The organism is Chryseobacterium sp. B21-037, from assembly GCF_028570785.1.
Lineage (GTDB): Bacteria > Bacteroidota > Bacteroidia > Flavobacteriales > Weeksellaceae > Chryseobacterium > Chryseobacterium proteolyticum.
Window position 1 is genome coordinate 4,034,405 of sequence record NZ_JALGCB010000001.1, and the last position, 22,185, is coordinate 4,056,589.

The 22,185-nt window shown below is 36.6% G+C and carries 20 protein-coding genes; 8 read left to right on the forward strand and 12 right to left on the reverse strand.

What is annotated here, in order from left to right:
- Positions 1 to 40: 40 nt before the first annotated feature.
- The 5 genes from MTQ00_RS17985 to MTQ00_RS18005 form a co-directional block, all read right to left on the reverse strand.
- A complete protein-coding gene (locus MTQ00_RS17985) occupies positions 41 to 277 on the reverse strand; it encodes a hypothetical protein (RefSeq protein ID WP_172284580.1) in 237 nt (78 codons plus the stop codon).
- A gap of 126 nt (positions 278 to 403) precedes the next feature.
- A complete protein-coding gene (locus MTQ00_RS17990) occupies positions 404 to 1,378 on the reverse strand; it encodes a DUF6624 domain-containing protein (RefSeq protein ID WP_273650535.1) in 975 nt (324 codons plus the stop codon).
- 168 nt (positions 1,379 to 1,546) lie between these two features.
- Positions 1,547 to 2,017 carry a YciI family protein gene (locus tag MTQ00_RS17995; protein WP_273650536.1) on the reverse strand — a complete coding sequence of 157 codons (471 nt, stop codon included), beginning with the start codon at positions 2,015 to 2,017 and terminating at the stop codon, positions 1,547 to 1,549.
- A 51-nt stretch (positions 2,018 to 2,068) separates the two neighbouring features.
- Positions 2,069 to 3,247, reverse strand: a complete 1,179-nt coding sequence (pncB, locus tag MTQ00_RS18000) for a nicotinate phosphoribosyltransferase (protein WP_273650537.1) — start codon at positions 3,245 to 3,247, stop codon at positions 2,069 to 2,071.
- A gap of 91 nt (positions 3,248 to 3,338) precedes the next feature.
- Positions 3,339 to 3,815: a Dps family protein gene (locus MTQ00_RS18005; RefSeq protein WP_172284572.1), complete on the reverse strand. Its 477-nt coding sequence runs from the start codon at positions 3,813 to 3,815 to the stop codon at positions 3,339 to 3,341.
- 102 nt (positions 3,816 to 3,917) lie between these two features.
- Here MTQ00_RS18005 and MTQ00_RS18010 point away from each other — a divergent pair, with 102 nt between their 5' ends.
- The 8 genes from MTQ00_RS18010 (at position 3,918) to MTQ00_RS18045 (ending at position 13,140) form a co-directional block, all read left to right on the forward strand.
- Entirely contained in the window at positions 3,918 to 5,513 is a 1,596-nt protein-coding gene (locus tag MTQ00_RS18010; protein WP_273650538.1) for a hypothetical protein, read from the forward strand.
- Positions 5,514 to 5,658: 145 nt separating this feature from the next.
- Positions 5,659 to 6,606, forward strand: coding sequence for a sulfatase-like hydrolase/transferase (locus MTQ00_RS18015; RefSeq protein WP_273650539.1), 948 nt, complete (start codon positions 5,659 to 5,661; stop codon positions 6,604 to 6,606).
- A gap of 92 nt (positions 6,607 to 6,698) precedes the next feature.
- Entirely contained in the window at positions 6,699 to 7,112 is a 414-nt protein-coding gene (gene rpsL / locus MTQ00_RS18020) for a 30S ribosomal protein S12 (RefSeq protein ID WP_002983146.1), read from the forward strand.
- 22 nt (positions 7,113 to 7,134) lie between these two features.
- Positions 7,135 to 7,611, forward strand: coding sequence for a 30S ribosomal protein S7 (gene rpsG, locus MTQ00_RS18025; RefSeq protein ID WP_172284566.1), 477 nt, complete (start codon positions 7,135 to 7,137; stop codon positions 7,609 to 7,611).
- A 6-nt stretch (positions 7,612 to 7,617) separates the two neighbouring features.
- The gene (gene fusA, locus MTQ00_RS18030) at positions 7,618 to 9,735 is read left to right on the forward strand and encodes an elongation factor G (RefSeq protein WP_172284564.1); all 2,118 of its coding nucleotides are present in this window, start codon (positions 7,618 to 7,620) and stop codon (positions 9,733 to 9,735) included.
- A 16-nt stretch (positions 9,736 to 9,751) separates the two neighbouring features.
- Complete coding sequence (rpsJ, locus tag MTQ00_RS18035; RefSeq protein ID WP_002661363.1) at positions 9,752 to 10,057, forward strand: 30S ribosomal protein S10; 306 nt, start codon at positions 9,752 to 9,754, stop codon at positions 10,055 to 10,057.
- Positions 10,058 to 10,359: 302 nt separating this feature from the next.
- Complete coding sequence (locus MTQ00_RS18040; RefSeq protein WP_273650540.1) at positions 10,360 to 12,543, forward strand: TonB-dependent siderophore receptor; 2,184 nt, start codon at positions 10,360 to 10,362, stop codon at positions 12,541 to 12,543.
- A 105-nt stretch (positions 12,544 to 12,648) separates the two neighbouring features.
- Positions 12,649 to 13,140 (forward strand): low affinity iron permease family protein, encoded by a 492-nt coding sequence (locus MTQ00_RS18045; protein ID WP_172284560.1) that lies wholly within the window; start codon positions 12,649 to 12,651, stop codon positions 13,138 to 13,140.
- 37 nt (positions 13,141 to 13,177) lie between these two features.
- On the opposite strand, the gene MTQ00_RS18050 is transcribed toward MTQ00_RS18045, so the two are convergent.
- From MTQ00_RS18050 to MTQ00_RS18080, 7 genes are all read right to left on the reverse strand, one after another.
- On the reverse strand, positions 13,178 to 15,892 hold the full coding sequence (locus MTQ00_RS18050) for a hypothetical protein (RefSeq protein ID WP_273650541.1): 2,715 nt from the start codon (positions 15,890 to 15,892) through the stop codon (positions 13,178 to 13,180).
- Positions 15,893 to 15,938: 46 nt separating this feature from the next.
- On the reverse strand, positions 15,939 to 16,940 hold the full coding sequence (locus tag MTQ00_RS18055; protein ID WP_273650542.1) for a hypothetical protein: 1,002 nt from the start codon (positions 16,938 to 16,940) through the stop codon (positions 15,939 to 15,941).
- Positions 16,940 to 17,353 carry a hypothetical protein gene (locus MTQ00_RS18060; RefSeq protein ID WP_273650543.1) on the reverse strand — a complete coding sequence of 138 codons (414 nt, stop codon included), beginning with the start codon at positions 17,351 to 17,353 and terminating at the stop codon, positions 16,940 to 16,942. The genes MTQ00_RS18055 and MTQ00_RS18060 overlap by 1 nt, the downstream gene beginning before the upstream one ends.
- A 144-nt stretch (positions 17,354 to 17,497) precedes the next feature.
- Positions 17,498 to 18,298: a hypothetical protein gene (locus MTQ00_RS18065; protein ID WP_273650544.1), complete on the reverse strand. Its 801-nt coding sequence runs from the start codon at positions 18,296 to 18,298 to the stop codon at positions 17,498 to 17,500.
- Positions 18,299 to 18,316: 18 nt separating this feature from the next.
- Positions 18,317 to 19,048, reverse strand: a complete 732-nt coding sequence (locus tag MTQ00_RS18070; protein ID WP_273650545.1) for an MIP/aquaporin family protein — start codon at positions 19,046 to 19,048, stop codon at positions 18,317 to 18,319.
- Between the two features lie 23 nt (positions 19,049 to 19,071).
- Positions 19,072 to 20,568 carry a glycerol kinase GlpK gene (gene glpK, locus MTQ00_RS18075; protein WP_172284548.1) on the reverse strand — a complete coding sequence of 499 codons (1,497 nt, stop codon included), beginning with the start codon at positions 20,566 to 20,568 and terminating at the stop codon, positions 19,072 to 19,074.
- Positions 20,569 to 20,587: 19 nt separating this feature from the next.
- The gene (locus tag MTQ00_RS18080) at positions 20,588 to 22,177 is read right to left on the reverse strand and encodes a glycerol-3-phosphate dehydrogenase/oxidase (RefSeq protein WP_273650546.1); all 1,590 of its coding nucleotides are present in this window, start codon (positions 22,175 to 22,177) and stop codon (positions 20,588 to 20,590) included.
- Between the last annotated feature and the right edge of the window lie 8 nt (positions 22,178 to 22,185).

A 22,185-nucleotide genomic window follows, 5' to 3' on the forward strand; every position in this document is an offset into this window, starting at 1 on the left:
TGAGCCGGAAAGCTCACTTTGTATATTGTCTTTGGTCAGATTATGGCGTGATGATAATCGGATCCGGGAACGGCTCAAGAACCAATGGCTTGCACATTGCGGCCGGTTCGCATCTTCCACCCATACATATAAAATTAGTCATCGTGGTAGAGCCGTCAGGACATCTGATCAAGGCCTCACCAGGGCATCCTCCCGGGCATTGTGCCGGATACAATGTTCCTCCCATTACATCTTTTAATTCTGTTCTTGAAAGTTTTTTTGAATTAGATTTTTTCATGGTTTAATTTTTTTTGTTTAGTGATTTTTTATTACTTTTTTATAATTAAGTAAATAAGAATGAGTTAGATACACTAAAGTAGTAAATTATTCCATGAGAATAGAACTATCTGAAAATAATTTTATTCTATTTGCGTTTTTCTTTGGCTTCGAGATTCGGTAGATCTTTTTTATATTGTTCCGGGTCCCACTTCATATTCCAATGGGTTACATATTCTGCTAATGGAGGAAGTCCAACTTCTGCCCGTCTTTTATCTACATGGTCAGGATCTTCTAAAGGTGATACATAAAATGCGTGAGTTTCAGGATCTTGTCCAATCTGGCTTCCATAAATTTGCTTTTTACCTTGTCTTAAAGCAATTCTATCCTCTAAAAGAGCTAAGCTACCGCTTTGGGCTTTTCCATTTTTTACAGCTTCCCTCATCATGGGCAAATATTTTACCTGCGTCTCCAAATCAGCATGTTGTATAACAAGAAATAAGGTAGTGTTTCCTTGGTTACCTACTACATCAGGGCCTAACCAACCATATTTATCAAGAATAGCTTTTACTTCTATTAAATTTAAAGAATCCTTTTTAATTATAGTTCTCCAATGCTCTTGCATTTCCTTTGAATCCCGGCCGTATTTTTTTTCAATTTCTCCAATCTCGCGTCTACCGTTTTGATCTTCATTATAAATGCTTCCAAGCTTTTCAACCAGAGGTTTATTCAATTTGGCATCTGCTTTCTCCTTGTTGAGTTTAATTTTTTCAAGCAATGGCTTCCATCGAACATCTGCATGCAAAGAGTTCAGATCCGTATCTCCTGTTATATGGTTATAATTACTAAATTGAGTAGCAATTTTTTCCAGCTGAGAAAATGCGCTATCCGTTACGGATGCCATTGCCCATGAGCATGCTGCATTATATCTGTCATTAAGAGAGGCTTTCCACCCATTAGACCTAAATGCTTCGGAATAATTATTAGCAGAGTTTTTAAAATCCTTGGCTTTATAAAATCCTTCGGCCTTTTTTACTTTCTCCGTATATTCTTTTGGAGTATTTTGCCCGAAGAGTAGTTTTGCTGATACTAAAAATATCAAAACAAATAGTCTTATTTTCATTGTTGTTATTTTGTTATGGGTGAAGATATAATTATTATTTTAATTGGAAATAAATAATATAAAACAAAAGCAATTAAGGACAGTTGTAACAAATACAGCCAGATTGTCTCTTGTTTTTCAGGTAATTTATCCTGTTTAATTAAATATATAAAGAGGATAAAAGCCTGTTTATGGATTTTCCTTAGTGATCTCTTGGTGATGCTTTACATACAGAGGCAAGGCAGCTGATCCATACCAGGGAAGAAGTTCATAGCTGAAGACTCCGGCCTTTACTGCAGGGTCTGTTTTTACCCATTGTTCGGCTTCTTCTTTAGACTTGGTATTGAAAATAAACATTCCACGATAATTTTCCTTATTCTTTTCTAAAAAAGGTCCGGCTACTATAATCTTTCCCTCGTCAGCTAATTTTCCAATATTAGTCATATGTCCTTTCATTATCTCACTCATTTTAGCTTTGTCTTCAATCTTTGCGGGTCCTGTTGTAAGCATAACAATAGTATAAGCCTTCATTCCATATTGATCTGCTCCCAGCGAAGTAGCCAGTTCCTGGTTGAATTTCGGTTTTACCTCTTTTTTCTCTTGAGCGACAGATAAAGTTGCTATCAGGAAACTAAGAGAAAAATAAATTTTAAATTTCATGATACAGTGGTTATTTAGTTATAAGTCTGAGATCTGACATCTAGCATCTACTTAATCTTTTATTCTAAGAAACTCTTTTGCTAATTCGATCATTTTTGGATCACCTGTATATTTTCCATGTTCATCAGATAATTTTACAGTTGGGATCCATTCTTTATTTGGAGCCTGTACACCAATTAATTTCATAACTATATTCATCGGTTTCAAACCGACATCATTGGTAAGATTGGTTCCGATTCCGAATGAAACACCGATTTTACCTTTACAGTATTTAGTGATTTCTTCTACTTTTTCAAGATTCAATGCATCAGAGAAAATGATGTATTTAAAGAGTGGATTGATTCCATTGTTCTTGTAATGAGCGATCGTCTTATCAGCAAATTCCAGTGCATCACCACTATCATGGCGTACTCCGTCAAACAACTTTGCAAACTTTTTATCAAACTGCTGGAAAAACACATCAGTGGTATATGTGTCTGAAAGAGCAACCCCAAGGTCACCTCTGTACACATCTACCCAATGTTCCAAGGCCAGTTCGTTGGCCATTTTGAAGCCATATTCGGCCGCATGAAACATGAACCATTCATGTGCATGGGTTCCGATAGGCTTTACCCCATATTTCATGGCGAAATGAACATTTGAACTTCCTATGAAAGTGGAGTCTTTTTTTTGGGTCAGTGCTTCCATCACCAGGTTCTGAACTTTGTAAGAATGTCTTCTTCTGGTTCCGAATTCTGCGAAAGTAACACCAAGCCTTCCTAATGAATCTGCTTTTTCTATGGTTCTATGCATAACGATTTCATTGGAATCCCTTTCCATATGGTTCATTTCGTAATGCAGCTCGCTGATCAGTGCTAATAAAGGAACTTCCCACAAGATAGTTCTGTACCAAAGCCCCTCAACAGTTACCGAAAGATCACCGGCATCCTGATGGATCTTTACTTCGGAAGGATCATAATGATACCCTTCCAAAAAATCAAGGTAGGGAAGGTCGATGTAAGGGCAGGTTCTCGCCATAAACTTTTTCTCATCTTTGGTGAGCTTAAGTTCGGCCATTTTGTTTACAGCTTCTCTTAGGGCAATATCAAAACCTTCCGGAAACTGATGTTTTCCTCTGTTGATAAATTCATATTTAACGATGGAGCTTGGAAATAATTTGACCACGGCATTCTGCATGGTTATTTTATAGAAATCATTATCTAGAATGGAATTCAATCGTACGTCGTGCATATTGTGTAATTTTAACGCAAATTTAATAATTAAAAATAAAAATCGTCTAAATGTAAGACGATTTTTTTTATATATCGATGATCTTTGTGGGTTATTTACCCAGATAAGAGTTATACATCCATACTTCTTTTTCCTGCTCCGTAATATAGTCGCTCATTTGTGAATTTGTTCCCTCATCTCCTGCTTTCTCGGTAATATCAAGAAGCTCTCTCTGAAGATCCAAAACTACTTTGAAAGAATTTAAAATGATTTCTACACTTTTCGTTCCGTCACTTACTTCCTTACTTTCTTTAATTGTAGATATTTTTAAATAGTCTGAATAATTATGTCCGGGAGTTGCTCCTAAGGTCAGGATTCTTTCAGCAATTTCGTCGATCTTTAATACAAGGCTATTATATAATTCTTCAAATTTCGGATGTAGTGTGAAAAACTGGTCACCTTTGATGTTCCAGTGAGAACCTCTTGTGTTTTGATAGAATACTGAATAATTGGCTAATAGTACATTAAGCTTTTCCGAAATGTTTTTACAATCGGTTTCTTTAAGACCGATAATACTGGCATTTTTCATACGTTTATTTTTTTATGCTATAAATGCAGTAAATATTGTGCCGAAATAGTGGGTTCCTGATTGATGATACTTATCTTTGGTATTCTTATAATTTATCATAAAATGTCGTCATCGCGAAATATAGGTTTGCAGAGTTTCTTTTTATCTCTTTTTGTATTTTTTGGTATCTGTATATTTTATTATATAGTTAGTATTTCAAAAACAGATGGACAATATGTATATCCTCTTGACGACGCTTATATTCATCTCGCTATCGCTAAGAATTTTGCTTTACATGATGTATGGGGGATTACAAGGTATGGGTTTTCCTCTACCTCTTCCTCTCCCTTGTTTACTTTTATGATCAGTTTTTTAATCCAGGTATTCGGTAATCATGATCAGATCCCTCTGTATTTTAATATAACCTTCGCGTTAGGAATTCTTTATTTCCTTTCCATGTATTATGGAGAAACTTTCAGGAATGTAAGAAATACTGTTTTAGCAACGTTGGTTACTTTGTTTTTTGCTGTTTTGCATTTGCAGGTACTCTCCGGTATGGAACATGTTTTTCAGGTATTTCTTTTTATCGTCAATATGTATTCCTTCAGCAATTGGAATAAGAGCAGGATGGCAGTTCCGGCATTTTATCTTTCCCTTATATTGATGGGGCTGGTCCGCTTCGAAAGTATGTTTTATTTTGTGATCCTCGCTGGTGTTCTTATTACGGTTAAAAAATGGAAAAATGCCTTAGGTGTTTTAATTGCAGGTTTTGTCCCTGTATTATTATTCTGTTATTTCAATTATCAGCAGGATGGTTATTTTTTTCCCAATTCAGTTGTGGTAAAAGGAACTCAATTGACTTTAGGACCTGAAATGTTTGTGCGGCTTAAAACGATCTTTCTTGATCATTTATTCCTTAATAAAAGCTTTTATAAAATAGGTATTTTTCCAATTTTAATAAGTATTGTTTTCATATGCAGAGATACTATCAGGAATAAGTCTTTAAAAGAAATCATTATAAAGAACTTTTTCCTAATTGTTTTTTCCCTCTTAATGATTTGCCATACCATGTTTGCTGATCTTAAAGGGATGTTCAGGTACGAAGCCTATATATTGACAGGGTTTTGTATGGCAATTATTCCCAGAATATCTGCTCTGTTTTCTGACTATAAAAGTTACATCAAAGGAGAAAAACTTATTACTATCCTGGTAATTATGAATATCCTGCTTCTTTTTTATAAAAGTTGGTTCGCAGATCGTATTCTTGAGAATGGCGGAAAAAATATTTATGAACAACAAATACAATCCGCAAGATTTTTACATACCTATTATAATACATCTAAAGTGGTAGCGAATGATATTGGTGCTATAAGTTACTATACAGATATCCATTTGCTGGATATTGTGGGGCTTGGATCTGTAGAAATGATTCCTTTTACCGCTGATAAAAGAAATTTAAATGAGGAATTTGAGAATTTTCTAATTCAATATACTGCTAATAACAAATATGAAATCGCAGTAATATATGATGAATGGTTTCAGGGGCATATTCCACGAAATTGGAAAAAAATTGCCGTTTTGAAGATTAAAAATATGATTGCTGTATCAAAAGATGAGGTTTCCATTTATGCGCTTGAACAAACTAACCAGGAGATATTAAGAAGAAATATCCGGGATTTTAAGTGGAATAAGAACGTTGAAGTTCGTATTGTGGACTAGTAGATGAAGAAAGCTTTTTATTAATTTCAGTTTCGTGATTTCTATTACATACTGTTGTTATGATTAATTTTAAAAATGTATAACAATTAATTAATGTTACTCGATGATGTATTTTCCTAATTTTAGAACCAAAATTCTACAAATTATGAAAAAGACTATTTTACTTTTAGCATTCCTTCTTTTTATTTTTTCATGTTCAGATAGAGATAAAGACGGACAGGCGCCTACTGAAAAAAAATACGAAACCAAGAATGTTGTTTTATTGGTTGTAGATGGTCCCCGTATTTCTGAGACCTGGGAAGAATCAACAAAAAAGAATATTCCTAATAGAGTGAGCCTTTTGAGTCAAGGAGTATTTATCAGTAATTTTAAAAACAATGGAACTACAAGCACCAACCCCGGGCATAGCGCCATGTGTTCTGGAGTATATGAAAATATTAAGAATGATGGGACAGAATTACCAGGCTTTCCGTCTGTAATGCAGCAATGGCTTAAATTCACAGGAGCAGATAAAACAAAAGCATGGGTTATTGCCTCTAAAGATAAACTGGAAGTTTTGAACGATTGTAAATTGGCAGATTGGAAAGGCAAATTCCAGCCAAGTGTAGATTGCGGAGTGAGCGGAAATGGATCTGGATATAGAGCGGATGCCGTTACGATGGCCAATACAAAAGAGATCATGAAAAAGTATAATCCTAATATGATTGTTATCAATCTTAAAGACGTAGATTCATATGGACATGATAATAAATATAATGAATACATTCAGGCAATAAAAACTACGGATGCTTCTATTAAGGATATTTGGAATTATATTCAGTCTCTGCCCGCTTATAAAGATAAGACCACACTAATTGTTTCTAATGATCATGGAAGACATCTGGACAGCAAAGGTGGATTTAGAAATCATGGTGATGATTGTGAAGGATGTAGACATATTGAGTTCTTTGCTCTTGGGCCGGATTTTAAAAAGAATACTACGATTAGTACCGGAAATTATGAACAGATTGATATAGCAAGTACTATTGCCGAACTTTTAGGAGTTCCTTTACAGTACGCTAAAGGAAAAGTAATCAAAGAAGTATTCAAATAAATATTTTAGTTTCAAGTATATAAAAAATATATAACTACTTGTCAATTAAAAAAATATTACTATTTTTGCAGCTTAAAATAAAAAGCAATTAAATGCCTACTATTCAACAATTAGTAAGAAAAGGAAGAGCCACGCTTGCCAAGAAGAGCAAATCGGCTGCCCTTGATTCTTGTCCACAAAGACGAGGTGTATGTACGAGAGTATATACTACCACTCCTAAGAAACCTAACTCTGCACTTAGAAAAGTAGCAAGGGTAAGACTTTCAAACGGTAAAGAAGTCAACGCCTACATCCCGGGCGAAGGACATAATCTTCAAGAGCACTCGATAGTATTGGTAAGAGGCGGAAGGGTGAAAGACCTACCGGGAGTACGTTACCACATCGTAAGAGGTGCATTAGACACTGCAGGTGTAAATGGAAGAACACAGAGAAGATCTAAGTACGGAGCTAAGAGACCTAAACCAGGTCAGGCAGCTGCTGCACCAGCTAAAGGAAAGAAAAAATAATCATTAAATAAGGTACAAAACAATGAGAAAGACAAAAGCGAAAAAAAGACCGTTGTTACCAGATCCAAAATTTAATGATCAATTGGTAACTAGATTTGTAAATAACCTAATGCTAGACGGTAAAAAGTCTATCGCATTCAAAATTTTCTATGATGCATTAGACGTTGTAGAAACTAAAAAAGGAGAAACTGAAAAGACTTCTCTTGAGATCTGGAAAGATGCCCTTACTAACGTAATGCCTCACGTAGAAGTACGTTCAAGAAGAGTAGGTGGTGCTAACTTCCAAATCCCAATGCCAATCAGAGCTGATAGAAAAATTTCTATGGCGATGAAATGGTTAATTAAATATTCTAAAGCTAGAAATGATAAGTCTATGGCTTTGAAATTAGCTAACGAAATTGTTGCTGCTTCTAGAGAAGAAGGTGCTGCTTATAAAAAGAAAAGTGACACTCATAAAATGGCGGAAGCTAACAAAGCTTTCTCACACTTTAAATTCTAATCTGAAATGGGAAGAGATCTTAAATTTACAAGAAATATTGGTATCGCTGCTCACATTGATGCAGGTAAGACTACCACTACAGAAAGGATTTTATTCTATACTGGTGTAAACCACAAAATTGGAGAGGTTCACGATGGTGCTTCTACAATGGACTGGATGGAGCAGGAAGCAGAAAGAGGTATTACCATTACTTCTGCTGCAACTACTTGTTCTTGGAACTTTCCAACAGATCAAGGAAAACCTGTAGCCGACACTAAACCTTACCACTTCAACATCATCGATACACCGGGACACGTTGACTTCACAGTAGAAGTAAACAGATCTTTGAGAGTATTGGATGGTTTGGTATTCTTATTCTCTGCTGTAGATGGAGTAGAGCCTCAGTCTGAAACAAACTGGAGACTTGCTGACAACTACAAAGTTGCTAGAATGGGATTCGTAAACAAAATGGACAGACAAGGTGCTGACTTCCTTAACGTTGTAAAACAAGTTAAAGAAATGTTAGGATCTAATGCAGTTCCAATCGTTTTACCAATCGGTGCTGAAGAAGACTTTAAAGGTGTTGTAGACTTAATTAAAAACAGAGCTATCATCTGGGATGAAGCAGGACAAGGAGCTACTTTTGAAGTAGTGCCAATTCCTGAAGACATGAAAGCTGAGGTTCACGAATATAGAGAGAAATTAGTTGAAGCTGTAGCTGACTATGATGAGACTTTGATGGAGAAATTCTTCGAAGATCCGGATTCAATCTCTGAAGAAGAAATCAACGAAGCTCTTAGAAAAGCTACTATTGATTTATCTATTATCCCAATGACTTGTGGTTCTTCATTCAAAAATAAAGGAGTACAGTTCATGTTGGATGCAGTATGTAAATACTTGCCTTCTCCATTGGATAAAGATGATATCAAAGGTACTGATCCAAGAACAGACGCTGAAATTACAAGAAAACCAGACGTAAATGAGCCTTTCGCGGCTTTAGCATTTAAGATTGCTACTGACCCATTCGTGGGAAGATTAGCATTCTTCAGAGCATACTCTGGAAGATTAGATGCAGGTTCTTATATCCTGAACACTCGTTCTGGAGATAAAGAAAGAATCTCAAGAATCTATCAGATGCACGCTAACAAGCAAAATCCTGTAGAATATATTGAAGCAGGAGATATTGGTGCAGCAGTAGGATTCAAATCTATCAAAACTGGTGATACGATGTGTGATGAGAAAAACCCAATCGTTCTTGAATCGATGGTTTTCCCTGATCCGGTAATCGGTATCGCTGTTGAGCCTAAAACTAAAGCGGACCAGGATAAAATGGGTAACGCATTAGCAAAATTGGCTGAAGAAGATCCAACGTTTACTGTTAGAACTGACGAAGCTTCTGGACAAACGATTATCTCTGGTATGGGTGAGCTTCACTTGGATATCATTGTAGATCGTATGAAGAGAGAGTTCAAAGTTGAAGTAAACCAAGGACAACCTCAGGTAGAGTACAAAGAAAACTTAACAAAAGTTGCCAGCCATAGAGAAGTTTACAAAAAACAATCAGGTGGTAAAGGTAAATTTGCTGATATTGTATTTGAACTAGGACCTGCTGACGAAGGTAAAGTTGGTTTAGAATTCATCAATGAGATCAAAGGTGGTAACGTTCCTAGAGAATTCGTTCCTGCAATTGAAAAAGGATTTAAAGCTGCAATGAAGAACGGTCCATTGGCTGGTTTCGAAGTTGAAGGTATTAAAGTTACTCTTAAAGATGGATCTTTCCACGCGGTGGATTCTGATGCTCTTTCTTTCGAATTAGCTGCTAAATTAGGATTTAAGGAAGCTGGTAAAGCTGCTAAGCCGGTAATTATGGAGCCTATTATGAAACTGGAAGTTGTAACTCCGGAAGAATATATGGGTAACATTATTGGTGACCTTAACAAGAGAAGAGGTACGATCAGTGGTCAGGAAGAAAAGAACGGTGCTGTTGTTATCAAAGGTTCTGTTCCACTTTCTGAAATGTTTGGATATGTAACAACTCTAAGAACACTTTCATCAGGAAGAGCTACATCTTCTATGGAATTAGAGAAATACGCTCAGACTCCACAAAACGTTGCTGAAGAAATCATTGCTAAAGCAAAAGGTTAATTTTTAAATTAAAGAAATGTCACAAAGAATCAGAATAAAACTAAAATCTTACGATTACAACTTGGTAGACAAGTCTGCTGAGAAAATCGTAAAAACGGTAAAGGCTACCGGGGCTGTTGTAAACGGACCTATTCCATTACCAACTAACAAGAGAATCTTCACGGTGTTGAGATCTCCACACGTTAACAAAAAAGCAAGAGAGCAGTTCCAATTATCAGCTCACAAGAGATTGATGGATATCTACTCTTCTTCTTCTAAAACTGTTGATGCTCTAATGAAATTAGAGTTACCAAGCGGTGTTGACGTAGAAATTAAAGTGTGATAATTGCATACTTTGCAATGATTATAGAATCCGCCCCTGTAAAAGGGGCGGATTTTTTTATGTATCAATAAGAAAGATTTCAATGGTATTTGGATGAGGAACCGTAAGAAGTAGAGGAGTCTGTTGAGAACGATTGACCTTTTTTTTATTTGGTAAATATTGAACTTTATGTTTGTAGAATTTTTTGCGAATTAAACTGAGAGGTAATAAAATTACAAAGAGTAATTCTTTGCAATGACATATATCACCAGTATTAATTTATTTAGAATTAATAAAAATAATATTTTTGCAAAAAATAAGAGATGAAAAGAACAGTATCTTTTTCTTTAGTAGTGTTAGGGATTGGTTTTGTCAGTGGACAAAAAGTAAATGATAGCATTAGAAAAGAAAACACAATCGAAGAAGTAGAATTATTCGGAGAAAGAAAAAAACAACCGGAAGGCTTAGAAGTCATAACAAGATTACCCTTAAAAACGAGGGATCAGATCCAAAGTATTTCTGTTATATCTTATAAAGTGATAGAAAACCTGGGAGGGCTTACGGTGACGGATGTTGCAAAGAATATACCGGGGGTAACCCAGTTTGGAAGTTATGGGGGAACGAGAGAAAGTATGTCAATTAGAGGATACAGAGGAGTTCCTGTTTTAAAGAATGGTGTTCAGATGGATTCAGATTTCAGGACCGGAGCAATGCTTACGGATATGCAGGGAGTAGAGAGTATTCAGGTGATCAAAGGCTCAGCAGCAGTTACTCAGGGAATTGGCGATGGGTTAGGTTCCGCAGGAGGTGTGATCAATGTGGTTACTAAAGTTCCTAAATTTATTGATGAAACAAATATAGGGTTTAGGTATGGTAGCTGGGATTTTTACAGACCAACAATAGATTTTCAAAGGGTATTGGATTCTGATGGTAGGATTGCCGTAAGATTAAATGCAGCATATCAGGATAATAATAGTTTCAGAAGATTTATTCATACGGATCGGATCTATGTAAATCCATCCATAGCTATTCGACCTGATGATAAAACGGAAATCGTGGTAGAAATGGATTATATGTATAACAATACTACGCCGGATAGAGGGACCGTAAATCTTGCAAAAGGTGATGTTGAAGCTATATACAGAATGCCGGGTAGAAAATTTCTTGGGTTTTCTACAGATAATGCAAAGATGGAAACATTCAACTTTTCTACAACGGCTACTAGAAAACTGACCAACAAATTGAAAGTAAGAGCTGCATTAATGAGCTCTTCTTATCAGTCGGACATTGTAGGTGCAGCTTTATCTCCTGTCGATTCAAAGAACCCAAATGAAATAAGAGATAGAAGTTTAACGAAATCAGGAAGAGAGGATCTAAACAAGGTTTTTCAGTTTGATTTTATCGGATCTGATGTAATGACAGGATTTATGAAACATACTTTCCAGGTAGGTTTTGATTGGAAAGAATCGAATGTTACAACGACCTCTTATCAGAGTAAAGATGTTGACCGGATCAATGTTCTTAATGAAATTAATAATATTCTTCCCGCTTCTATTGATGTCAACAATTTTGAACTGGCAAAGAAAGATGCTATCATCAATACTGTTACTCCGACATTAGGATTAATGGCCCAGGATGTTATCACATTCAATAAATACATCAAAGCTCATTTAGGTATTCGTTATAGCCGATTAAATGGATCGGATAAAAATCCGGGCTATGCATGGAATCCATCATTAGGGTTAATGATTTCGCCTGTCGAAAATATGAATATTTTTGGTTCATATACTAGTACAACTTCTTTAAGAACTGCAAATAATGTACTGATCGGAGGTGGGACAGTAGGAGCATCCACAACCAAACAATGGGAAGCAGGGATCAAATCCGACTGGCTTAGTGAAAGGTTAAGGTTCAATGTTACATTGTTCAATATTAATACAGACAACCTCTCATATGAAATTTTAACTGATGGAAACAGAACTGGGACCTATGCATTGGCAGGAGAGCTAAAAAGAAAAGGAATCGAAGTTGAATTAATAGGTAAAATCCTTCCTAATCTTCAGGTTATGACGGGTTGGGCTTATGTAGATGCACAATACAGGGACAGCCCTTCATTTGTGAATGGTTCTGCCCCTATTAATACTCCAAAGAATTCGGCCAACGCATGGTTGAATTATAAATTTAATACCGGAGCCCTGGAAGGTCTTGACGTGGGCGCTGGGATTTATTACGTTGGTACAAGACCTGTAGATGATTATAAACAAAAATATTCTAATGCTGCAAATGGTCATATCAATGGGACTCAGCTTGGTGAAAAGCCTTTTAATATGCCTCAGTATACAACAGTTGATGCGCAGATAGGATATTCATTTAAAAGAGGATTGGGATTAAGAGTCTTTCTCAATAATATTTTTGATACTGTAGGCTACAATTCGTATTTCAGAGGTGGATATATTGATCAGATCCAACCCCGGAATTTTGCAGTGCAAGTAAATTATAAATTCTAATTGATCTGTGGAACTTTAGACACATCACTATGTTTATTGTTTTAAGTTTTTTTGCTTAAAAAATAATATTATTTAATACATTTATTATTTAAAACAATAATCACTATGAGTCATAAGGATAATAATTTTTTTGAAAAGTTTTCAGATTGGGCAACCAAATTTACAGGAAGTTCCCATGCTTTTATTGGAGCTACTGCTATTGTTGTAATCTGGGCTCTTTCCGGACCTGTATTTCATTATTCTGAAACCTGGCAGCTGGTGATCAATACAGGAACAACGATTATTACTTTTTTGATGGTATTTCTTATTCAGAAATCCCAGAATAAAGATTCTAAAGCTATACAGATTAAACTAAATGAGCTGATCGCAGCCCATGAAAAAGCGAGTAACCGGATTGTAGATATAGAAGACTTATCCGAAAAAGAATTGGATCAGCTGCATACCTATTATGAGAAATTAGCTGACTTTGCTCAAGATGATGTGGATATCCATACTTCTCATTCTATTGATGCGGCTAAAAGAAATCAAAGCTACAAGCATGATCTGTTTAAAAAGAAACATGAGGAATGGTTGGAAAAACAAAAAAAGGAATCATAGTGATTCCTTTTTTTATTTCAGACCGAAAGCGATTGTTCTATTTCATGAAGTAACTAAAATAAGAACAGCTTCCCATTAGATTTTTGGTAGTTTCCGTATCAGAATACTGGGTTTTTAATAAAGCAAAATAGGTTCGGAACTTTTCATTCTTTATATTGTCCAGTTGCTTTTGATAGGCATCGCTTTTCTCAGAATATTGAGGATCGGAGTAGCTTATCTTTGATGGATTTTTTGCTTCGTATTGATAGTATTTTCCTTGCTCTGCACTAGCCATCTGGAATAAGATTCTCGCTTTTTCTTCCTTATTCACTGAAAGGGCCAGTGCTTTTTTATAATAATTGATAGCCAGATCAAAATTATCCGGTTCAATGTAAGATCTGTCAAGGAAATTTTTATAATAATATTGATATGGTGTTTTCTTATCTGTATTCCAGAAATCATATTTGCCACCATTACTATTATTTACATCCATTACGAACAGCTGTCGGTAATAACCAAGAATAGAAGTATTATACAATAAATTACCAATAAGCTGGCTCGCTTTAGCAGCTTTTTCATCTTTTCCGTTACCAATTTTCTTAAGCTCTATAGCAGCATCTGCTAATTCAAGCTTATTCATCATGGTCTTTATGAAAGGAAATTGAGTGTAGTCTTCGTTTTCCATGCTGGTGGCTGCATCACTTTCGAAGCTTTCCCATACATTATGGCCAAAAACATAATCCGGGATATTTCTGAAACCATTGTATTCGTCTTTAGCATATTGATGAGGAACTTTTGGTTGTTCACTGGAAACCCAGTCATAATTGATCCTAGGAATTCCTACAAAGTCCTGCGCTTTCTGATAATATGATTTTGCTTTTTCAAAATCGGCAACTCTCATCGCCCGGTCGCCATAAATTACACTGAAGAATGCCTCAATATTTCCTACATCGTCCATATTTTTGGCAATGATCTGCTGCTCGAATTGATTTTTATTAGGCTTCCTGTAAAAGTCCTCTACACTTTTAACCAAACTTGAATTAGGATTATATTGGAGATCAGAAAGCTTATTGCTCATTAGGAATGATTTCCCATCCTCTCCCTGAAGGAAATATCGGTTAGCTAAAACGTCCTTAAGGAATGATGCAGTAGATGGAACAGGACCGTAATAATTGTCATAATCAGAATTTGTACTGTCTGACTTCACTTCTTTTTCGATGAAATATTCCGGATAATCTTTCATTAGATGATCTTCGTAATCGGAAGTAATCTTCGGTTGGGAAACAATATCATTTAAGACCTTCATCCTTTTGATCTCTTCAAGATATTCAGGATTGGTTGTTTTAATATCTTCCAGAATTTCAGTACTTGCTTTGTAGTCTTTTTTTAAGAATTTAAGGTATGCATCTGCAATCTGCCAATATTCATCCTTAGATTTCTCTTTGGTTTTTGAGGTAAATTTTTCAAGATCATTAAGATAATCTATCTGCTTGCTATCTCCATACCAAAAACTTTGATTTTTTGTGTGGAAAGGAATTCGATTAGGATTATCTAATAGCTCATCATCACTTTGATCTGCTTTTCCGTCAGCTGTCTTATCCGATTTAGACCCTCCGAACAGGTTTTTAAAGAACCGGATAATCTTCTGCCAGAATGAAAGTTTTTTTTCTTTTACTTCCGGAGATTCTTTTTTCTGAGAATCAGCAGATGTACTTGAGTTTTCTTTTTGAACGGTTGCGTTATCTGTGTCGTCAGAATAATAATAAGTAGGAAGATAAGCTCTTTCCAGTTCATTGATACTTCTTACCGCCATTACTTTCAGAATTTCCGAATTAGGATCAATATCGTACATCTTCTCCATTATAGGAATAGGATTGGTGAAATCTTCATATCCCAAAAGAAAATAAGCCATATTCTTTTCATTCGGAGTACCTGCTCTTTTTAAAATGTTATTAAAAGATGCGGTATCAGAAAGTTTCATAGAAACAAAAGCAGACTCTTTACGGCTATCACTATTCATGAAAACCTGAAAGAAGTTCCAGTTGGCATCACTGTTCATCTTCATACCTCTTTGTGCGCCGGCTAATTGGTCAAGAGCCATAAAGTAAGGAACTCCTTTTAACTTGATCGGCTCAATATAGGTTCTGAAAGCCTGAAGTGCAGCGTCATAATTTCTGGTATAATGATTGAAACGGACCAGTTGGTAACCGTATCGCTGTTTTATCTCAGGATTTTTTGCAGCATTATATAAAGAAGTTAATGCTGAAATAGTTTTGTTATAATCAAGGTTGGTTGCATTTTTATCACTTTGAGGGCCGTTGTAAAAATAAGAATCAGGATTTTCAATAAAATTGATCCTCATATAAGGCTCAAGATATTTAGCTTCAATTAAGTAATCAATTCCTTCGCGATATTTCTGATAGAAACCTGTTCCCAGTTTTTTCAATAGTTGATTACCCGGATTTCCTTTTTTGAGCTCATTAAGCTCATTAAGGCTTATATTATTTACCAGATAATTGGTTTCCTGATAGCTCAGCTGATTGCCAAAGAATTTCCTCCATGTCCCAATATTTTCATCCGGAATCTGACCTGGTTTAAAGTCAGTATAAAATCTTGTTGAATAACTGTGCAGAAATGGCAGATATGATTTATCCTTGATAATACTTTGGGTAAAAAGATTAAAATACTCATAATCCGGATCTGACCAGGCGCAAGCTTCTGATTTTGTATAAAAAAGTGAAAAGACTGCAATTGTGAGAATATACTTTTTCATGGGTATGTAGTATTTTTTGCGTTGTGTTTTATTGTATTCTATGATGTTAAAAATCACTCTGGAATTTAGACATCAGTTTGAAATTTTGGTTCACAACAAATTTAGTATCTAATTGATAATAAACGATATTAAACAACGGTATTTTTTTATCTAAAAAAGCAATGACATCTCTGAGCTGGTCGTTTGTAATTTCCTCAACTTTTATGGTAAATCCTTTATTCAGGTAATTTCCAAAGTAAAATCCATCTTTTTGAATTTCAATTTCATGATCTGAAATCTTTTTAAAATTAGGATTTTTCAGGTCATTTTGTGATAAAGCATTGATGAGCTTGTGTCTTCCTAAATGATTGGTAACAATTCCCCACGAGTAAATAGGTAAAGCCACTTCAATTTCCTTGATTGGATAATCTTCCAATTTTGAAAGATAGCTTTTAAGGATATTAACATCCAGAATTGAATTCTTATCAGATGTTTCCAAAGGAGAAGAGGTGGAGTAGCACATCAGGAATACTTTTTTTACAGGAGGGATTCCCATTATTGCTTTATCTTTTACCTGATGAAGCCGAAGCGTACAGTCAATGTCTTTCCCGGAAATTTTGTGAAGTTCTTTTAAAAACGCGAAATAATCGTCACGTGTTCCGGCTGTCCAGTCACAATCAATCTGAATTTCATGATTGGTCTTCAGCTTATATTCTTTACTCTTTTTGTCAATTAAATGATGTATGCTTTCTGCAAGGAAGTGTATTTCCTCCCCTGAAATATTAACAAAAGTCTGGTTGGTGATAAATACGGTAGGGACAATTTGTTTGTCTGTCTCGAAACTTTCGTCTTTGGTGATGACGGCTAAAGGCTGAAATCTGCCGTTTACTTTATTGATGTCAAAGAACCTTGTGTAAAGAATAGGGACGGTTGTTTTATCTAATGCTTTTTTCTCTTCATTGTCTAAAGACAATTTTGTTTTCCAGTAATAAAACGTGTACGGATGTTTCTCTCTTTCGCTGCATGAAACAAGCAAAATAAGAATGACTAAAAACTTAATTATTTTCATTATTGGTAAAAAGCGCTTTCACAGGTACAACTTTCTTTATCACTTTCCATCGCAGAACAGCAATCCTCAGATTTCTGAATATTTCCCTTTTCATCAGTAAGGTATATTTTTTCTTTATCAAACTTTACATAAAAAGTTTCATTGTACTTTTTGAACTGGACCTTCATAACCTGAGGGGTGTATTTACCTGCATTTATTTCTTCACTGGTTTCTTCTCCGCTAGCCTGATTTACCTGTACATAGCCAAAATAAACATCGCCGTTCTTTTTTACATCAAGATAATAGGCTGGTGTGCCGGTTCCGCTGTATCCTTCTATTATATTGAAAGATCTTTTTCCAGTAAACGGAACTTTAGATTGTGAAAAGGAAAGGGTTGCGATGCAGAGGATAAGCACGCAGAATATCTTTTTCATTTTTTTGATCAAATGTAAAAAGATTTATGCAAGAATTACACCGTAAAAACACGGTATTTACTTTGTCTTAAGGATGTCAATGACATATGTAAAAAAGCCCATTCCGGTCAAAACCGGAATAGACCTCTTATAATGTTGATTTTTTTAAAATACGGTCGCTGCCAGCTGAATCCTTGCATATTTATTCGATGGATTCCACATGGCCATCATTGATACGGGAAGGGTATAATGTTCCGTTATCTTTAAAGCTTTGCTGGCTTTGATACCTACATTTACGATATCAAAACTGTTTTTTCCATTACCATATAAAAATGTGCTGTCATTGATGGCAAAGCCTCCACCAACAAATGCATCCAGATTTACTTTTTGATGGGCAATAACAGGATAGCTTACCTGAACATACGTGGAATATTTATTCTTTTTATAGCTCCCGTCCGGTTTCAAAACAACTTCTCCCGCGTTAGCACCTCCATAAAGCATGATGTCTGCTTCAATGTTTAAAGGGAACGAAGGACCGAAGGTGTAATTTGTTCTCAGATCAATAATATGGGCGGTTCTTCTGTTTGAATAATTAAAGATATCATCCGAAGCTACTGTAGTATTGATGTTTCTGGAGTTAAATAAGTCCCATAACCCAATATAAAGCCGTCCGTCAGAATACTGAACATAATAATTGATCTCTTTATAATGGGTGCCATCCTTGTCGTCGGTTAAAGCAGAAGCTCCCCATATTCCCACTTTCCATTTTTTTTCTTTATCCAAAGCGTAAGAAAGGTTTCCCATTACCACGGGCTTATCTGTAATGATCAAGCCTCTCCACAAGTGGTTATTCTGGATATTAGCAGTGAAATCCAGGCGACCGTCATCCTTGACTTCTGTGTCATCCTGGGCAAAGAGACTCCCTGTACCTAAAATAATCAGGCATATAAAAAGTAGTTTTTTCATACTGTAAACTTTCTTTGATTAACTTAAAGCGAGATGCAATAAAGCCGCAAGGGTTGCTCCTAGCACTGGTCCTGCAATAGGAATCCATGCATATCCCCAATCACTGCTTCCTTTTACCGGAAGAATAGCGTGCATGATCCTTGGTCCAAGGTCACGGGCAGGATTAATGGCATAACCTGTAGTTCCTCCTAATGATAAGCCAATAGCCCAAACAAGTAAGGTAACAGGTAGAGCACCAACAGTCCCCAGTCCGATCTTAGCGGTCGGATCATTACCCAAAGTGAGGCTTGGATCGGCAAAATGGAAGATCACAAAAACAAGCACAAACGTTCCTATAATTTCACTGATAAGATTCGAAACCGGCTTTCTTATTGCCGGACCTGTGCTGAAACATGCTAATTTTGCCCCTTCATCTTCGGTAATTGCAAAGTGATCCTTATTAAATAACCAGACAAGAAAAGCACCTAACATGGCGCCAATCATTTCTCCGGCGATATATGTGGGAACCAGATCCCATGAAAATTTTCCCGCGATAGCCAGGCCTAACGTTACGGCAGGGTTCAGATGAGCGCCACTCACTGGCCCTGCAACCGTTACCCCAACGAAAACTGCAAGTGCCCAGGCTGTGGTAATTACAATCCAACCGGAATTGTTTCCTTTTGTATCCTTTAAAACAACGTTGGCCACTACACCGTTTCCGAGTAGGATCATAAGCATTGTTCCGATAATTTCTGCTATAAATGGAGTCATAGTTTATTTTTATTTAGTGGAAATTAATCTTCAATCCAATCTTGGGAACGCTTTACTGCTTTGTGCCAGAAGTGGATCATCTTGTCGGCTTTTTCTTTCTCAAGCTGAGGGTGGAAATCTTTATCCACGATCCATTGAGATTGAATTTCGTCAATATTTTTCCAATAACCTACAGCAAGTCCGGCAAGATAGGCAGCACCCAGGGCTGTTGTTTCTAAAGTTCTTGGGCGTGTAATCTTGAAACCGAATAGATCAGACTGGATTTGCATTAATAAGTCACTATTGGAAGCACCACCATCAACTCTTAGCTCTAAACTACCAGTTCCGGAATCTGCCTCCATCGCTTTTACAATATCATATACCTGGAATGCTATACCTTCTAGAGTAGCTCTGGCAATATGTCCGTTAGTGGTTCCTCTTGTCACTCCAACAATAGTTCCCCTTGCATACTGATCCCAATATGGAGCTCCCAGACCTGTAAGTGCCGGTACAAAATAAACCCCTCCATTATCTTCGACGGTTTTGGCCAGACTGTTAATTTCGTCAGCTGAGTTAATTAATTTGAGCCCGTCTCTTACCCATTGAATTGCAGCCCCTCCCACAAAAACACTGCCTTCCAGTGCATAATTAACTTCTCCGTTTATCTTCCATGCAACGGTTGTCAGCAAGTTGTTCTTAGAGTGAACGGCCTCTTTCCCTGTGTTCATCAAAAGAAAGCATCCTGTACCGTATGTATTTTTTACCATTCCCGGTGTTGTACACATTTGTCCGAACAAAGCTGCCTGCTGGTCTCCGGCAATACCTGCAATTGGGATTTTTGTTGAGAATAAAGTGGTAGCGGTTTCTCCATAAACTTCACTGCTTTGTTTCACTTCAGGAAGGATCGCTTTTGGAATATTAAATAACTTTAAAAGATCTTCATCCCATTCCAAAGATTGGATGTTTAGGAGCATTGTTCTGCTTGCGTTCGAAACATCTGTGATAAACATTTTTCCACGAGTTAGCTTCCATACCAGCCATGTATCAACAGTTCCAAAACACAATTTTCCTGCTTCTGCCTGCTCTCTTGCTCCATCTACATTATCAAGGATCCACTTTACTTTGGTTGCTGAAAAATAAGCATCAAGAACCAAACCTGTTTTTTCTTTGATCATGTCTGTATACCCTTGTTCTTTTAGCGAGTCACAGTATTTTGATGTTCTCCTGTCCTGCCATACGATAGCATTATAAACGGGTTCACCTGTTTCTCTGTCCCAAACGATCGTTGTTTCGCGCTGGTTTGTAATCCCTATCGCTGCAACCTCAAGCCCTGAGATACCTGCTTTAGCGATAACTTCTGCTGCTACCGATACCTGGGAAGACCAGATTTCATTAGGGTCATGCTCTACCCAACCCGGGGTAGGAAATATCTGTTCAAAACTTTTCTGAGAAACAAATTCTATTTCTCCGCTGTGATTGAATAAAATGGCTCTTGACGAAGTTGTGCCTTGGTCCAGAGCGAGAATTAACTTTTCACTCATGTTGTGACGTTGATTTAGGTTAAATGGATCTTGGCGAATAAGGAGTTAACAGGTATCCCTTTGCCAATTCGATAAATTCTCTTTCCTGCTCATTAGCCCATTCCTCTGAATGTCCGTTTTCTTTTGCGATAATAGAAGCAATCTTATGTGCACTGTCGATTGCTGCTCTTGCATCTAAAAATAAAAGACGGACTCTTCGGGCCAGGATGTCCTCAATGGTTTCTGCCATTTCCTGACGGATTGCCCAAATTGCTTCAGCAACTGTGAATGGATGATCAGGATGTATTTTTTCTGAAAATTCAGGATTGCTCTGCTGTAGTTTTTTGATTTCCGGAATGTCTGATCCGTAAACATACAAATGATTGCTTCTGTCTACCGTTTCAGGTTTTACATTTCCATGAATCGAAAGATGTTCTGTTTTGGATGTAGTTGTTCCCAGATGGTGAACTTTCATCGCTTCATCGATAGTATCTTCTGCCATTTTTCGATAGGTGGTCCATTTTCCTCCGATGATGGAAACCAATCCTGTATCGGATGTTACTACTTTATGGCTTCTCGAAACTTCTTTTGTGCTTTTGCTTCCATCCTTTGGTGCGGCAAGCGGCCGAAGTCCTGCAAAAACAGATTTTACATCTTCCCGAGTAGGTTTTTTTGCTAAATATTGTCTTGCTGTGTTTAAAACAAACTTAATTTCTTCTTCCAATGCTCGTGGCTCAAAACTTTCACTTTCCAACAATGTATCGGTTGTTCCTACAAGCGCTCTGTCGTGCCATGGAACGACAAACAAGACTCTTCCGTCAGAAGTTTTCGGAATCATAATGGCGTCGTCACTTTTCAAGAAGGATTTATCCAGTACCAAATGAATACCCTGGCTTGGAACAACGAATTTTCCATGTTTCGGGTTGTTCATATTCAGAATATCATTCGTGAAAACTCCTGTCGCATTGATGACTACTTTTGCGTGGATTTCAAATTGCTGCTTGGTAAACTGATCTTCAGCGATTACACCGATTACTTTATTGGAACTGTTTTTTATCAGGTTAATTACTTTAACATAATTAACTGCTGTGCCTCCTTTTTCAATAATGGTCTGGGTTAAATTAACCGCCAATCTCGCGTCATCAAACTGCCCGTCCTGATATACAACCCCGCTTGCCAGATTTTTCTGTTCAATCGTCGGAAGTTTTTCAACTGTTTTTGATTTGCTGATATATTTTGTTTTACCTAAGCTTAATTTCCCTGCCAGAAAATCGTAAATCGAAAGTCCTATTTTGTAATAAATTCCTCCCCACCATGTATAATTAGGAATAATAAATGATTGATTTTTTACCACATGGGCTGCATTTTTTGCCAATAATCCCCTTTCCTTCAATGCCTCTTTTACCAAACCGATATCTCCCTGTGCCAAATATCTTACGCCGCCGTGTACCAGCTTTGTACTTCTGCTGGAAGTAGCTTTCGCGAAATCGTGAGATTCCAGCAGTAATGTTTTAAACCCTCTGCTTACTGCGTCCAATGCCGAACCTAAACCGCTTGCTCCTCCACCAATGACTAAAAAGTCCCATTCTTTTACGGTGGTTAATTTGCTGAGTTCTTCATTTCGTTTCATAATGTTTC

What these genes read in the sequence shown, in the direction of transcription:
- MTQ00_RS17985 (WP_172284580.1), bottom strand. Translation starts at nt 277, where the DNA reads ATGAAAAAATCTAATTCAAAAAAACTTTCAAGAACAGAATTAAAAGAT.
- MTQ00_RS17990 (WP_273650535.1), bottom strand. Translation starts at nt 1,378, where the DNA reads ATGAAAATAAGACTATTTGTTTTGATATTTTTAGTATCAGCAAAACTA.
- MTQ00_RS17995 (WP_273650536.1), bottom strand. Translation starts at nt 2,017, where the DNA reads ATGAAATTTAAAATTTATTTTTCTCTTAGTTTCCTGATAGCAACTTTA.
- pncB (WP_273650537.1), bottom strand. Translation starts at nt 3,247, where the DNA reads ATGCACGACGTACGATTGAATTCCATTCTAGATAATGATTTCTATAAA.
- MTQ00_RS18005 (WP_172284572.1), bottom strand. Translation starts at nt 3,815, where the DNA reads ATGAAAAATGCCAGTATTATCGGTCTTAAAGAAACCGATTGTAAAAAC.
- MTQ00_RS18010 (WP_273650538.1), top strand. Translation starts at nt 3,918, where the DNA reads ATGTCGTCATCGCGAAATATAGGTTTGCAGAGTTTCTTTTTATCTCTT.
- MTQ00_RS18015 (WP_273650539.1), top strand. Translation starts at nt 5,659, where the DNA reads ATGAAAAAGACTATTTTACTTTTAGCATTCCTTCTTTTTATTTTTTCA.
- rpsL (WP_002983146.1), top strand. Translation starts at nt 6,699, where the DNA reads ATGCCTACTATTCAACAATTAGTAAGAAAAGGAAGAGCCACGCTTGCC.
- rpsG (WP_172284566.1), top strand. Translation starts at nt 7,135, where the DNA reads ATGAGAAAGACAAAAGCGAAAAAAAGACCGTTGTTACCAGATCCAAAA.
- fusA (WP_172284564.1), top strand. Translation starts at nt 7,618, where the DNA reads ATGGGAAGAGATCTTAAATTTACAAGAAATATTGGTATCGCTGCTCAC.
- rpsJ (WP_002661363.1), top strand. Translation starts at nt 9,752, where the DNA reads ATGTCACAAAGAATCAGAATAAAACTAAAATCTTACGATTACAACTTG.
- MTQ00_RS18040 (WP_273650540.1), top strand. Translation starts at nt 10,360, where the DNA reads ATGAAAAGAACAGTATCTTTTTCTTTAGTAGTGTTAGGGATTGGTTTT.
- MTQ00_RS18045 (WP_172284560.1), top strand. Translation starts at nt 12,649, where the DNA reads ATGAGTCATAAGGATAATAATTTTTTTGAAAAGTTTTCAGATTGGGCA.
- MTQ00_RS18050 (WP_273650541.1), bottom strand. Translation starts at nt 15,892, where the DNA reads ATGAAAAAGTATATTCTCACAATTGCAGTCTTTTCACTTTTTTATACA.
- MTQ00_RS18055 (WP_273650542.1), bottom strand. Translation starts at nt 16,940, where the DNA reads ATGAAAATAATTAAGTTTTTAGTCATTCTTATTTTGCTTGTTTCATGC.
- MTQ00_RS18060 (WP_273650543.1), bottom strand. Translation starts at nt 17,353, where the DNA reads ATGAAAAAGATATTCTGCGTGCTTATCCTCTGCATCGCAACCCTTTCC.
- MTQ00_RS18065 (WP_273650544.1), bottom strand. Translation starts at nt 18,298, where the DNA reads ATGAAAAAACTACTTTTTATATGCCTGATTATTTTAGGTACAGGGAGT.
- MTQ00_RS18070 (WP_273650545.1), bottom strand. Translation starts at nt 19,048, where the DNA reads ATGACTCCATTTATAGCAGAAATTATCGGAACAATGCTTATGATCCTA.
- glpK (WP_172284548.1), bottom strand. Translation starts at nt 20,568, where the DNA reads ATGAGTGAAAAGTTAATTCTCGCTCTGGACCAAGGCACAACTTCGTCA.
- MTQ00_RS18080 (WP_273650546.1), bottom strand. Translation starts at nt 22,177, where the DNA reads ATGAAACGAAATGAAGAACTCAGCAAATTAACCACCGTAAAAGAATGG.